This is a genomic window from Mesorhizobium sp. M0119, from assembly GCF_040322615.1.
Classification (GTDB): domain Bacteria; phylum Pseudomonadota; class Alphaproteobacteria; order Rhizobiales; family Rhizobiaceae; genus Mesorhizobium.
Window position 1 is genome coordinate 49,039 of record NZ_JAMYTU010000025.1, and the last position, 12,765, is coordinate 61,803.

Annotated in this window: 12 protein-coding genes; 10 read left to right on the top strand and 2 right to left on the bottom strand. The window is 65.2% G+C overall.

The annotated features are described in order from the left end of the window. Positions 1-35: 35 nt before the first annotated feature. Genes NKJ40_RS21635 through NKJ40_RS21650 form a run of 4 tightly spaced genes read left to right on the top strand, consistent with a single transcriptional unit; the run spans position 36 to position 3,313 of the window. Positions 36-917 carry a branched-chain amino acid ABC transporter permease gene (locus tag NKJ40_RS21635; RefSeq protein WP_352467798.1) on the top strand — a complete coding sequence of 294 codons (882 nt, stop codon included), beginning with the start codon at positions 36-38 and terminating at the stop codon, positions 915-917. After that, the gene (locus NKJ40_RS21640; RefSeq protein ID WP_352467800.1) at positions 914-1,876 is read left to right on the top strand and encodes a branched-chain amino acid ABC transporter permease; all 963 of its coding nucleotides are present in this window, start codon (positions 914-916) and stop codon (positions 1,874-1,876) included. The genes NKJ40_RS21635 and NKJ40_RS21640 overlap by 4 nt, the downstream gene beginning before the upstream one ends. Next, a complete protein-coding gene (locus NKJ40_RS21645) occupies positions 1,873-2,601 on the top strand; it encodes an ABC transporter ATP-binding protein (RefSeq protein WP_352467801.1) in 729 nt (242 codons plus the stop codon). The genes NKJ40_RS21640 and NKJ40_RS21645 overlap by 4 nt, the downstream gene beginning before the upstream one ends. Continuing rightward, positions 2,594-3,313, top strand: coding sequence for an ABC transporter ATP-binding protein (locus tag NKJ40_RS21650; RefSeq protein ID WP_352467802.1), 720 nt, complete (start codon positions 2,594-2,596; stop codon positions 3,311-3,313). The genes NKJ40_RS21645 and NKJ40_RS21650 overlap by 8 nt, the downstream gene beginning before the upstream one ends. On the opposite strand, the gene NKJ40_RS21655 is transcribed toward NKJ40_RS21650, so the two are convergent. Both NKJ40_RS21655 and pncA read right to left on the bottom strand, forming a co-directional pair. Continuing rightward, on the bottom strand, positions 3,314-4,741 hold the full coding sequence (locus NKJ40_RS21655; RefSeq protein WP_352467803.1) for a sodium:proton antiporter: 1,428 nt from the start codon (positions 4,739-4,741) through the stop codon (positions 3,314-3,316). A 40-nt stretch (positions 4,742-4,781) separates the two neighbouring features. Beyond that, positions 4,782-5,381, bottom strand: coding sequence for a bifunctional nicotinamidase/pyrazinamidase (gene pncA / locus NKJ40_RS21660; RefSeq protein WP_352467804.1), 600 nt, complete (start codon positions 5,379-5,381; stop codon positions 4,782-4,784). Positions 5,382-5,653: 272 nt separating this feature from the next. Here pncA and NKJ40_RS21665 point away from each other — a divergent pair, with 272 nt between their 5' ends. The 6 genes from NKJ40_RS21665 to NKJ40_RS21690 are packed head-to-tail and all read left to right on the top strand — an operon-like array spanning position 5,654 to position 12,715. Further along, positions 5,654-6,514, top strand: a complete 861-nt coding sequence (locus tag NKJ40_RS21665; RefSeq protein ID WP_352467805.1) for an FAD binding domain-containing protein — start codon at positions 5,654-5,656, stop codon at positions 6,512-6,514. After that, positions 6,514-9,267: a molybdopterin-dependent oxidoreductase gene (locus NKJ40_RS21670; protein WP_352467806.1), complete on the top strand. Its 2,754-nt coding sequence runs from the start codon at positions 6,514-6,516 to the stop codon at positions 9,265-9,267. The genes NKJ40_RS21665 and NKJ40_RS21670 overlap by 1 nt, the downstream gene beginning before the upstream one ends. Further along, on the top strand, positions 9,264-10,805 hold the full coding sequence (locus tag NKJ40_RS21675; protein ID WP_352467807.1) for a 6-hydroxynicotinate reductase: 1,542 nt from the start codon (positions 9,264-9,266) through the stop codon (positions 10,803-10,805). Before NKJ40_RS21670 ends, NKJ40_RS21675 begins: the two co-directional genes overlap by 4 nt. Then, entirely contained in the window at positions 10,805-11,680 is an 876-nt protein-coding gene (locus NKJ40_RS21680) for a UPF0280 family protein (protein ID WP_352467808.1), read from the top strand. Before NKJ40_RS21675 ends, NKJ40_RS21680 begins: the two co-directional genes overlap by 1 nt. Further along, a complete protein-coding gene (locus NKJ40_RS21685; RefSeq protein WP_352467809.1) occupies positions 11,673-12,257 on the top strand; it encodes an amino acid synthesis family protein in 585 nt (194 codons plus the stop codon). Before NKJ40_RS21680 ends, NKJ40_RS21685 begins: the two co-directional genes overlap by 8 nt. Further along, complete coding sequence (locus NKJ40_RS21690) at positions 12,254-12,715, top strand: MarR family winged helix-turn-helix transcriptional regulator (RefSeq protein WP_352467810.1); 462 nt, start codon at positions 12,254-12,256, stop codon at positions 12,713-12,715. The genes NKJ40_RS21685 and NKJ40_RS21690 overlap by 4 nt, the downstream gene beginning before the upstream one ends. Positions 12,716-12,765 lie beyond the last annotated feature (50 nt).

Consider the following 12,765-nt stretch of genomic DNA (forward strand, 5'->3'; position numbering starts at 1 on the left):
GGGGGGTGCTTCGCGCATCCGCCGGTGCTTAGCCGATGCACTTCGGACCTCACCTGCTCCTCGCCGCCCTCGAAGGCCTCGTCACCTCCGCCGTCCTGGCGCTGACGGCGCTTGGCCTGTCGCTGGTGTTCGGCGTCATGCGCATCGTCAATGTCGCGCATGGCGAGTTCTTCATGCTGGGCGCGGTGCTTGCCTGGGCGATCTCTACGGCGATATCCGGCCATCCGGCGCTCGGCTTCCTGGCCGCCCTGGTGCTGGCGCCGCTGATCGTCGGCCTGATCGCATTGCTCGCCGAACGGCTGGTCCTGCGCCGGCTCAACTACAATCCGGAAGCCACCATCGTCGCCACCATCGGCATGCTCTACATCATCCAGCAACTGGCGCTGACCTTCTACGGCCCGGAGGCGCGGCCGGTGGAGCCGCCGTTCAGCTACCGCATCCTCCTGCCGTGGTTCGGCTATTCCGGCTACAAGCTGTCGATCATCGCCGCGTCGGCGCTGCTGCTGGTCGCGACCTGGCTGGTGCTGACGCGCACGAAAATCGGCCTCATCATGCGCGCCACGCAATATGACAGCGAGACGGCGCAGGCCTTCGGCATTCCGGTGACCACAGTCTATGCCGGCGTCTTCGCGCTCGGCGCCATGCTGGCTTCTGTGGCCGCGGTGCTGATCGTGCCGATCAGCCAGGCGCATTATCTGATGGGGCAGGATCCGCTGCTGCTCTCGTTCATCGTCGTCATCATCGGCGGCCTTGGTTCGTTGCGCGGCACGGTGGTCGCCGCGGTGCTGATCGGCCTTTCCGACGGCATTATCTCGGTGTTCTTCTCGCCGACGCTGGCCAAGATCATCGCCACCTTGCTCGTCGCCATGGTGCTGGTGTTCCGGCCGCAGGGCCTGTTCGGGACGACATCGCGATGAAGGATGCTTCGCCGGCAAAGCCATATGCGCTGCATCTCGGCGTCATCGCCCTGCTTTTCACCCTTAGCTTCGTCCTGCCGGAATACCATCACGGCCTGCTCGCCCGCATCATGGTGCTGGCGGTCTTCGCCATGGGCTACAATCTGCTGTTCGGCTATGCCGGGCTGCTCAGCCTCGGCCATGCCATGTTCTTTTCGGCCGGGCTCTATGGCGCCGGCCTTGCCGTCATCCATCTCGGCTGGAGCGTGCCGGCCGCCTTCGCAGCCGGGCTTGCCTGCGGCGCGCTGCTTGCGCTGGTGATCGGGCTGCTGGCGCTGCGCACCTCCGGCGTCGCCTTCATGATCGTCACCATGATGTTCGCTCAGGTATTCTATCTCGTCATCCTCTATCTCGCCGCCTGGACCGGCGGCGACCAGGGCATGGTCGTACCGCAGCCGATGCGTGTCCTTGTCCTTCGCGGCACGTCGCTCGACCTCACCAACCCGACCGTGCGCTATATGAGCGCGCTGGCGCTGTTCTCGATCGTGCTGCTTATTAGCTTGGCCACAATCCGCTCCGGCTACGGCCGCGTGCTGGTCGCCATCCGCGAGAACGAGGAGCGGACCAAGATGCTTGGCTACGATACGTTCTCCAACAAGCTCGTCGCCGTCGTCATCTCAGGCACTATCTGCGCGGCTTCCGGCGCGGCCTATGCGCTGCTGTTTGGCTATGTCGGCTCGAGCTTCGCCTCAGTGCAATATTCCATCCTGCCGCTACTCTGGGTGCTGCTGGGCGGCGCCGCCACCACGCTCGGGCCGCTGATCGGCACGCTGTTCATGTATTACGTCATCGACGTCGCCAGCGGCTACACCTCGGCCTATCTGCTGATCGTCGGCATTGCGCTGATCCTGCTGGTGCTGTTCTTCCCTAGGGGCATTCTCGGCAGCATCCGCCAGCGCTGGCTCGGGTGGTTGCCATGATGCCGCTTTTGACGACCAAAGGCCTGTCCCGCAGTTTCGGCGGCTTGCGCGCCGTCGACGGCGTCGACTTCGCGCTGATGCCGGGCGAAATCCGCGCCGTCATCGGCCCCAACGGTGCCGGCAAGACCACCTTCGTCAGCCTGGTCAGCGGCCGCATCCAGCCCTCGTCGGGCACGATCGTCTTCGACGGCGCCGACATCACCAATCTGCCGGCCTACGCCAGAGTTCGCCTTGGCATCGCCTACACCTTCCAGATCACCAGCGTCTTTGCCAATCTCAGCGCCTACGACAATGTTGCCCTGCCGGTGCAGCGCACACTGACCGACGGCCGCTCGAAGGGTGCTGTTCACATCGGCGTCATGGCGGCGCTCGAGCGCACCGGCCTTGCCGATCGGGCGCAAATACCGGCCGGGCAATTGTCCTACGGTCACCAGCGGTTGCTGGAAGTGGCGATGGGGCTGGCACTGAAGCCGCGGCTGCTGATCCTCGACGAACCGACGCAAGGGCTGGCCGACAGCGAGATCGACAATTTCATCGAGCTGGTGCGCGAGATCGCCGATAGCGCCACCGTGCTTTTGATCGAGCACAACATGCCGGTGGTCATGCAGCTCGCCGACCGCATCACCGTCTTCAACGCCGGCAGGATTTTAGCTGAAGGCACCCCCGAGCAGATCCGCGCCAATGCCGCGGTGCAGGACGCCTATCTGGGGACCACCCATGGCTGAGGCCCAGTCCAAGGCACTGACGATCTCCGGGCTTGATTGCTTCTATGGCGAGGTCCAGGTGCTCTATGGCCTCGATCTCGTGTTGAACGAGGGCGAGGTGCTCTGCCTGTTCGGCCGCAACGGCGCCGGCAAGACGACGACGCTGAAGGCGATCATGGGCCTGGTGCCGGCAAGCGCCGGCTCGATACGGCTCGAAGGGCGGGAATTGACCGGCCTGCCGGCGCACGAGGTGCCCAAGGCCGGCGTCGCCTACGTGCCGCAGGGCCGGCGGCTGTTCGCCGAGATGACGGTGGCTGAAAACATCGAGATCGGCCTGATGGCGCGCGACAAGGGCAGGGCGACCCGCGAAAACGTGCTCGATCTTTTCCCGCTGCTGCGCCAGCGCCTCAGGCAGCGTTCCGGCACGCTGTCCGGCGGCGAGCAGCAGATGCTGGCCATGGCCCGCGCCCTGTGTCTGGAACCGCAGGTGCTCCTGCTCGACGAGCCGACCGAAGGGCTGATGCCGTCGATGATCGCCAGGATCCGCGAGACCGTGTCGAAGCTGCGAGCGCTCGGCGTATCGACAATTCTTGTCGAGCAGCGCGTCGATGCCGTGCTGTCGGTGGCAGACCGCGTTTGCTTCATCGAAAACGGCCGCAACCGCGAGACGGTCGATGTCGAGGAACTGCGTGCCGATCCCTCGGCGGTCCGTCGCTATGTCGGCGTCGGATGATCAGGCAAAGAACAGCAAGCCGGCGAGCAGGAATGTCGGGATCAGCACGGCACCCGACCATGCCATATAGCCAAAGAAGCTCGGCATCTTGATGCCGCGATGCCGGGCAATGGCGTAGACCATGAAATTCGGCGCATTGCCGACATAGGTGTTGGCGCCCATGAACACCGCGCCTGCCGAGATCGCTGCCAGCGTCGAGGCGAGCTCGGTCATCAGATGCTGCGCATCGCCGCCGGCCAGTTCGAAGAACACCAGATAGGTTGGCGCATTGTCGAGGAAGGACGACAGTGCCCCGGTCAGCCAGAAATAGGCAAGGTTGTCGGGCGCGCCGGTCGGCGAACTGACCAGCAGCACCAACGGCGCCAGCGCGCCGTCGAGCCCGGCCCGCAATATGGCGACGACCGGCACGATGCAGATGAAGATGCTGGCGAACAGCTTCGCCACCTCGGCAATCGGCCCCCAGCTGAAGGCGTTTGCGCCGCGAAACTCCTTCGGCGAGACGACAAGCGAAGTGAAGGCCAGTATCAGGATGGCGGCGTCGCGCACCAGGTTCTGCAGCTCGAGGCTGACGCCCTGGAAAGAGAAGCTCACTCCCGGCTTCCAGGCAGCGGAAATCAGGATCGCGGCGATCACCCCTGCCAGCAGCGGGATGTTGGTCAGGCCGCGAATGCGCACCTTGCTGTCGGGCGTCGGATCCTTGATCTTCGGCGCGCCTTCCTCCCGGTGATGCATGATGATGTCGATCGCCAGGAAAACCACCAGCAGCACGCCGACAACGAACAGCGTCTCGGGCAACAGGTGAACTGTCGTCCAGAAGAAATCGACGCCGCGCAGGAAGCCGACGAACAGCGGCGGATCGCCGAGCGGCGTCAGCGACCCGCCGATGTTGGACACCAGGAAGATGAAGAAGATGACGACATGGGCGTTGAAGCGCCGGTTGTCGTTGGCGCGGATGAGCGGCCGGATCAGGATCATCGAGGCGCCGGTTGTGCCAATGATCGAGGCAAGCACAGCCCCGCCCAGCAACAGCCCGGCATTGACCAGCGGCGTGCCGTGTATGTTGCCGGCAACGAAGATGCCGCCCGAAATGGTGAACAGCGCAAACAGCAGGATGATGAACGACATGTATTCGGTGAGCAGCGCATGCAGCACCGCCTGCGTGGCCGACGGGATGCCGAAGGCGAGCGCCAGCGGCCCGATCACCAACGCTGCCCAGAAGGCGGCGATCTTGCCGTAATGGTGCTCCCAGACATGATGGAACAGCAGCGGGCCGGTCGCTATGCAAAGCAAGAGCCCGGCAAACGGCAGTACCCACCACAGCGACATGGCGGCGCCCGGCAATTCGTGCGCTTCGGCCGCGAGAACCGCTCCCGGAGAAAAGATTGCGGCAATAAGTGCAGCACTTGCCGTCAACGCCGCAAACCGCATGAAGCCCCTCAAAAGTCTGTCAGGTTCGGCTGGGCGACGTTCAAATCAGTGCCACGCCGGCATCGCGCATCCGGCCCAGCATCCTCTCCATGGAGCCGTTGAGATCGATGCCGCGGCAGGCGTCGAGACGCACGGACGTCGCAAAACCGAGCTTGACCGCGTCGAGCGCCGAAAAGGCGACGCAGAAATCCGTCGCCAGGCCGACCAGGGTCAGCGTCTCGATGTTCCGATCCCGGAGATAGCCGGCAAGGCCGGTCGGCGTCGTCCGGTCGTTCTCGAAGAATGCCGAATAGCTGTCGATCGCAGGACGGAACCCCTTGCGGATCACCAGCTCGGCCTTGCTCCAGGCCAAGCCCGAATGGAAATCCGATCCCAGGCTGCCCTGGATGCAGTGATCCGGCCACAGCGTCTGGTGGCCATAAGGCACATCGATCGTTTCGAACGGTTGCTTGCCGGGATGGCTGGAGGCGAAGCTCGAATGGCCGGCAGGGTGCCAGTCCTGCGTCAGCAGGACGTGCTCGGTCCGCCGGATCAGGTCATTGACCAACGGCACGATTTCGTCGCCACCGGCCACTTCCAGGGCGCCACCCGGGCAGAAATCGTTCTGCAGGTCGATGACGACAAGCGCTTCGTCGGCCATGGAGCCTCCTTATTTTCTTGGTCTTGAGCTTAGGCTCCAATGAAAACGCGACCGGACGCAGAAACTTGACCAGATGGCCGGCTGCGTCAACCTCTCATGGCATAACAAATGCGTTCCGGGCGCACCGGTGCCAACAGTCGTGCAAACTCTGGCTTTGACAATTCCTGCCGGCTTGATATCATTTGCATACGAATGAATTTCCTGCCTTGAATGCTCGGGAAAATCTTTCGGCAGGATCCCCTCTCGGGAAGCCCATTCTGGGAAGGCAAAGCGTGATCCGTTACGCAAAACCCACCACTGTCGACGACGCCCTCGCTTTGCTCGGCGAAGGGCAATGGCGCATCCTCGCCGGCGGCACCGACTTCTATCCGGCACAGGGCAGCAAGCCTTTCCGCGACAATGTCCTCGACATCAATGGCCTGGTGGCATTGCGCGGCGTTGCCGAAGCCGAGAACCATTGGCTCATTGGCGCGCGCACCGCCTGGACCGATCTCGTCCGTCATCCTCTGCCCGCGGCCTTCGACGCGCTGAAGCAGGCGGCGCGGGAAGTTGGCTCGGTGCAGATCCAGAACGTTGCCTCCATCGCCGGCAATCTCTGCAATGCCTCGCCTGCCGCCGACGGCGTGCCGGCGCTGCTGGTGCTCGACGCCGAAGTCGAACTGCGTTCCGCGGTGGCGACCCGGCATCTGCCCCTTGCAGAATTCGTCCTCGGCAACCGTCGCACCGCACTGCAGCCCGGCGAAATGGTGACGGCAATCCGTATTCCCAAACCCGCGACCGCCGGTGGCTCCGCCTTCGTGAAACTCGGCGCGCGGCGTTATCTCGTCATCTCCATCGCCATGGCCGCCGCACGCCTGGCCGTCGAAGATGGTATCGTCAGGAACGCGGCCGTCGCCGTCGGGTCCTGCTCGGTCGTCGCCAGGCGCCTCGCGGGTGTCGAGGCGGCGCTGCGCGGCCGGCCCGTCGGCCACGCGCTGGCCACTGCGATCCAATCCGCACCGATGAACGAGCTGTCGCCGATCGGCGACGTGCGCGGCAGCACCGAATACCGGCTGGATGCGGCGCGCGAGATCGTTGCCCGCGCCGTGCTTGGTGCTGTGGGCGCAATCCCTGGCGAAAGGGCGGCGGCCTGATGGGGATGGAGCGCGCCGACATCGCCTTCGAGGTCAACGGCGCCGCCGTCAGGGTTTGCGTGCCGCCGGTGCGGCGGCTGTCCGCGGTGTTGCGCGACGAGTTGCAGCTGACCGGCACCAAGATCGGCTGTGATGCCGGCGATTGCGGCGCCTGCACGGTGCTGGTCGACGGCGAGCCGGTCTGCGCTTGCCTGATGCCTGCGGCTTCCGCCTCCGGCACCGTGGTGACGACCGTCGAAGGGCTCGGCAATGGCAGGCTGTCGGCGCTGCAGGCCTCGTTTCTCAGCCATGGCGCAGCACAATGCGGCGCCTGCACGCCCGGCCTGCTGGTCGCCGCAACGGCACTCCTGGACAGGACGCCTTACCCGACCGAGGCCGAAACGCAGGATGCGCTGGGCGGCGTGCTCTGCCGCTGTACCGGCTACCGCAAGATCGTCGCCGCGGTGATGGATGCTTGGCGCCACGCCGACGGTCTCGATCAGCGCATGCCATCCTCTGGCCATGCCGTCGGTTCCTCTCCGATCCGCCTCGATGGCGTGCCGAAAGTCACCGGCGTCGAGAAATTCGGCGGCGATTCATTCCCGGTCGACGCATTGTCGGTGCTGGTCGTCCGCTCGCCGCATTATCATGCCGCTTTCACTTTTGGCGATCTCGGCAGCTGGGTGAAATCCCGTCCCGGCATTGCCGGCGTCTTCACCGCTGCCGATATCCCGGGAAAGAATTGTTTCGGCGTCATCGCGCCCTTCGCCGACCAGCCGGCGCTGGCCGAAGGGTTTTCGCGCTTTCGCGGCGAGGCGGTGGCACTGGTTGCCGGCGAACGCGAGGCCATCCTCGATCTCGACCTTGCCGATTTTCCTGTCAGTTGGACCGAATTGCCGCATTTTCTGGAAACTGGCGAAGCACAGGCCGGCGGCGTGCCACTGGTCCATGAAAACCGGCCGTCGAACCTGCTCACCTCCGGCTTTGTCGAGCGTGGCGACCCCGAGGCCGCGCTCGCGGACGCGGCTTTCGTCGTTTCCGGCGCCATCGACACCTCCTATGTCGAGCATGCCTATATCGAACCGGAAGCCGGCTATGCCTTCATGGACGGCGACACGCTGGTCGTCGTCGCTTGCACGCAGGCGCCCTATATGGACCGTGACGACACGGCAAAAGTGCTCGGCCTTGCCCCGGAAAAGGTGCGCATCGTGCCGACCGCCACCGGCGGCGGCTTCGGCTCCAAGCTCGACGTCTCGCTGCAACCGCTCATCGGCCTCGTCGCCATGAAAACCGGCCGGCCGGCGGCGCTCGCCTATACCCGCACCGAATCGATGATCTCGACCACCAAGCGCCATCCGGCGCAGATGAGAGCGAGCATCGGCGCCGATGCCAACGGCCGTGTCACCGGCATGGTCTTCGCCGGCGATTTCAACACCGGCGCCTATGCCAGTTGGGGGCCGACGGTCGCCAACCGCGTGCCGGTGCACGCCTCCGGCCCCTATGCGACGCCGAGCTATCGCGCCGAAGGCCGCGCCATCCACACCAATGGCCCGATTGCCGGCGCCTTTCGCGGCTTCGGGGTGCCGCAGGCGACGATCATGCAGGAGACCCTCTATGACGAATTGGCCGACAAGCTCGGCATGGACCGGCTCGACTTTCGCCTGAACAACTGCCTTCGGAACGGATCCGAAACAGTTACCGGGCAGCGGCTCGAGTCGGGCGTCGGCATCGCCGACTGCCTGGAGGCCCTCCGCTCACATTGGCAGCGTGCCCTTCATGATGCCGAAGCGTTCAATGCCGGTAGCAGCATCAAAAGACGCGGCGTCGGCGTGGCCTCTTGTTGGTACGGCTGCGGCAACACCTCGCTGCCCAATCCGTCGACCATCAAGGTCGGCATCTCGGTATCGGGCCAAGTCGTCCTGCATCAGGGGGCGGTCGATATCGGGCAAGGTTCGAACACCGTCATCGCGCAGATCTGCGCCGACGCGTTGGGTCTTCCGCTTGAAAAGCTGCGGCTGAAAGGCGCCGACACGGCGATCACCCCCGACGCCGGCAAGACCTCGGCCTCGCGCCAGACTTTCGTCACCGGCAAGGCCGCCGAAAAGGCCGGCCGCGCCTTGCGCGAGGAGATCTTGCGTTTCGCCAATGTCTCGGAAAAGGCGGCGATTGCGCTGGACGGCACAAGTCTGAGCATCGGGGAAGGCGAAGCGACGCGCCGCATCGATCTTTCCTCGCTGAAGGCAGACGCCGATGGCTTCGTCTTCCGCGCCGAGGAAAGCTACGACCCGCCGACGCAGCCGCTCGATGCAAAAGGTCAGGGCAAGCCTTACGCCGTCTATGGCTATGGCGCCCAGATCGCCGAACTGGAGGTCGACCTCAGGCTCGGCACGGTGAAGCTGATAAAAATCACCGCCGCGCACGATGTCGGCAAGGCCATCAACCCTTTGCTGGCAGAGGGCCAGATCGAGGGTGGCATCGCCCAGGGCATCGGCATGGCGCTGATGGAAGAATACATTCCCGGCCGCACCGAAAACCTGCACGATTATCTGATCCCGACGATCGGCGACGTGCCACCGATCGAGACGATCCTGATAGAAGTTCCGGACCCGGAAGGACCCTTCGGGGCCAAGGGTTTGGGCGAGCATGTGCTGATCCCGACGGCGCCGGCGATCCTCAACGCCATACGCCATGCCGCCGGTGTGGTGGTCGCCAAAATTCCGGCGACGCCGACCCGCATCCGCGCCGCCATCCTCGACAAGGAGGCGCGCCGATGAGCGAGCTTGCCGAACGCTTCGAGACACACGATCCCGGCGAGAAGCTGGTGGCGGAGAAGATCCGCTGCGATGCCTGTCCGGTCATGTGCTACATCGCCGATGGCCGCACCGGCGCCTGCGATCGCTACGGCAATGTCGGCGGCAGGATCGTACGGATGGATCCGCTGACCATCCTCGACCACGCGGCCGAGACAGGCGGCGCGGTCGTGCCCTTTGCCGAGGAAGGCAAGGGCTGGGACGGCGAACTGGTCAACACCGGCCGCCGCTTCGTCACCGCCATCGGCGCCGGCACCACCTATCCCGATTACAAGCCGGCGCCCTTCATCGTCAGCCAGGAGGTTGAAGGCGTCGATCTGGTCACCGTCGTCACCGAGGGCATCTTCTCCTATTGCGGCGTCAAGGTGAAGATCGACACCGACCGTCATATCGGCCCCGAAACGGCAACGGTCCGTGCCCAAGGCGAAGCGATCGGCCATGTTACCACCGGCGAATACGGCTCGCAGATGCTGTCGCTGGGCGGCGTGCATCATTTGACCGGCGGCTCGAAGGCTGAAGGGCGCGCCACCTGTGACGCCATGCTCAGCCTGTGCAACCGCAAGCCGGTCGAGCTCGTCATCGACGGCGGCGCCACCGTCATCGTCGAAGCCGGCAAGCCGCCGGTCATCGACGGCAAACTCGAGCAGCGCATGCGCGTCGGCTGCGGTTCGGCCACCATAGGCATGTTCGCCACCCAATGGCGCGGCCTTGTCGACGAGGTGGTGGTGGTCGACGACCACATCACCGGCGTCGTCTCCGAGCATCAGGCCGGCAAGGTGCTTGGCTGGCAGGACACCGGCATCAAGATCATCGGCCGCCGTTCTACACCGGGCCGTTATTTCAAGGTATCGGAGCCCGGCCTCGGCTGGGGCGGCACCAGCATTTCCGACCCGCTGTCGATCCTTGGTGAATGGAACGCCAAAAAGGGTGCGCGCCCCGGCATGTCGCTGCTGATGGTCTCGACCACCGGCGAGCAATTCGCCTATTACGAGCTCGACGACGAATTGAAGCCGGTGCAGAAACCCTTCCCGGAGCGGCTGCGGAAGTCGGTTGAACTGATCGAGGACAATTGCGAGCCGGCGCTCAGCACCGTGCTTTTCGTCGGCGGCGCCGGCGGCTCGCTGCGCGCCGGCGTCACCGAGAACCCGGTCAATCTGACCCGCTCGGTGCAGGGCCTCAAGACCTATGTGACGGTCGGCGGCGCGCCGGTCTATGTCTGGCCGGGCGGCGGCATCACGCTGATGGTCGACGTCACCCGCGTGCCGGAAGGCGCCTTCGGCTATGTGCCGACGCCGGCGCTGGTGGCGCCGATCGAGTTCACCATGCGCCGCGACGATTATGTCAGGCTCGGCGGCTACGAAGCCGAAATCCGCAGCGTCGATGATATCCTGGCTAAGGGCGGCGAGTATCTCAACCCGCGCCGCGGCACGGCCGCACCCGGCGACAATCCCTGGCCGCCGCTGGCGCAGTTGCGTCGCGCGGCCGTAAACGGGGCCGGGTGATGAACGGCCCGCAGGCGCATTGGCTCGAGGACGGCCGGCGGCTTCACCTCAATCATGGGCCGATCGATCTGATCGTCGAGGCCTTCGGCGAGGCAAGCGAATGCCGCGCCGCCTATCGCCAGACAGTGGCGCGCTTCCAGACGATCCTGCCCGAGCTGGTCGAAGAGTTGCCCGAACTGCGCTGCCCGGCCGCCTCGCGGCCACGGGCTTTCGCTGGCCCGACGGCGCGCCGCATGGAAGCGGCGGTCGTTCCGCTAGCGAAACAATTCATCACACCAATGGCGGCCGTCGCCGGCTCGGTAGCCGACGAAGTGCTTGGCGCGCTGCTTGCCGGCCGCCGGCTCGATCGCGCCTATGTCAACAATGGCGGCGACAGCGCGATCCATCTGGGCAACGGCCAGTCGATGACGCTTGCCATTGCCGGGACAGGTCATGGGTTGGCGGATCGTCTCACGATCCGCGCCGAAGACGGGATCCGCGGCGTCGCGACCAGCGGCTGGCGCGGCCGCTCCTTTTCGCTGGGCATCGCCGACGCCGTCACGGTGCTGGCGCGAACGGGTGCTGAAGCCGATGCCGCCGCGACCTTGATCGCCAACGCCGTCGACCTGCCCGATCATCCGGCCGTTAGGCGCGTACGGGCGCGCGATCTCGCACCTGACAGCGATCTCGGCGACCGTTTGGTGACGCAGGGCGTGGGGCCGCTTTCCGCCGCTGAAATCGCTATTGCGCTGGAAGGCGGATTTGCCGTTGCCGAGGAGTTTCGGCGGCGCGGCCTGATTGCCGCCGCGGCGCTTTTCCTCGGCGGTCAGGCGCGCATCGCAGGTCCGATGGCGCTCGCCAATAAAGCTTTAGAGAGGGAAATTGCTCATGCCTGAGTTTCCGATCCGCAAGATCGCCGTGCTGACCGAAGAGATTTTTCACGAAGGCGGGCCGGTGGCGAAGGTGCCGCGGCGCCGCGCCGCGGCCATGGCTGTGGTCAAGAACCCGTTCGCCGGCCGTTACGTCGAGGAACTGCAGAGTGCCATGGAGGATCTGAAGCCGCTCGGGCTGCTGCTCTCCGACAGGCTCATTGCCGCACTGGGCGGCGACGTCAAACAGATCGACGGCTACGGCAAGGGCGCCATCGTCGGCATGGCGGGCGAGCTGGAGCATGGCGCGCTGTGGCATGTGCCGGGCGGCTATGCCATGCGCGAGCGGCTCGGCGATGCCAAGGCGATCGTGCCGTCGGCAAAGAAGGTCGGCGCCTTCGGCGCGCGGCTCGATGTGCCGCTCGGCCACATCAACGCCGCCTATGTGCGCAGCCATTTCGACGCCATGGAAATCGGCATCAGCGATGGCCCGCGTCCCGACGAGATCCTGTTTTGCCTCGCAATGACCTGCGGCCCCCGCGTGCACGACCGCATGGGCGGGCTGGCGGCCAAGGACATCAAGGCATGGGATGGGCTGCGGTGAGCGCTGAGGACAATCTGCTCAAGCTGGTCGAGGCCGAGGAGCCTGACGAAAACGACTATCGCCTGCAGGAGCAGGTCGGCTTCATCCTGCGCAAGGCGCATCAGCGCCATGTCTCGATCTTCGCCGCACACATCGCCGATCTGACGCCGCCGCAATTTGCCGCTCTGGCCAAATTGCGCGACGTCGGCGAGACCTCGCAGAACCAGCTTGGCAGCCTGATCGCCATGGATGCGGCGACGGTGAAGGGCGTCATCGACCGGCTGAAAGCGCGTGGCTTTGTCGAACTTAGCAAACACGAAGTCGACAAACGGCGCCTGCTGGTCAGTCTGACGGCCGAGGGGCGCGACGCGATCGAGCGGCTGATTCCGCTTGCCCGCGAGATTACGCAGGAAACGCTGGCGCCGCTTTCCGCCAAGGAGGCGGCCATTTTCATGAAGCTGCTGGCCAAGCTGGCTTAATCTGCTGCCTGCCGGCGTTTGGTTGTTGTTCCTGCCGGGCGCTCAACGCC

Bases quoted from the DNA above. Each gene is read 5' to 3' on its own strand.
- NKJ40_RS21640 (WP_352467800.1), top strand. From the start codon at position 914: ATGAAGGATGCTTCGCCGGCAAAGCCATATGCGCTGCATCTCGGCGTC.
- NKJ40_RS21670 (WP_352467806.1), top strand. From the start codon at position 6,514: ATGGGGATGGAGCGCGCCGACATCGCCTTCGAGGTCAACGGCGCCGCC.
- NKJ40_RS21675 (WP_352467807.1), top strand. From the start codon at position 9,264: ATGAGCGAGCTTGCCGAACGCTTCGAGACACACGATCCCGGCGAGAAG.
- NKJ40_RS21635 (WP_352467798.1), top strand. From the start codon at position 36: ATGCACTTCGGACCTCACCTGCTCCTCGCCGCCCTCGAAGGCCTCGTC.
- NKJ40_RS21655 (WP_352467803.1), bottom strand. From the start codon at position 4,741: ATGCGGTTTGCGGCGTTGACGGCAAGTGCTGCACTTATTGCCGCAATC.
- NKJ40_RS21685 (WP_352467809.1), top strand. From the start codon at position 11,673: ATGCCTGAGTTTCCGATCCGCAAGATCGCCGTGCTGACCGAAGAGATT.
- NKJ40_RS21680 (WP_352467808.1), top strand. From the start codon at position 10,805: ATGAACGGCCCGCAGGCGCATTGGCTCGAGGACGGCCGGCGGCTTCAC.
- pncA (WP_352467804.1), bottom strand. From the start codon at position 5,381: ATGGCCGACGAAGCGCTTGTCGTCATCGACCTGCAGAACGATTTCTGC.
- NKJ40_RS21650 (WP_352467802.1), top strand. From the start codon at position 2,594: ATGGCTGAGGCCCAGTCCAAGGCACTGACGATCTCCGGGCTTGATTGC.
- NKJ40_RS21645 (WP_352467801.1), top strand. From the start codon at position 1,873: ATGATGCCGCTTTTGACGACCAAAGGCCTGTCCCGCAGTTTCGGCGGC.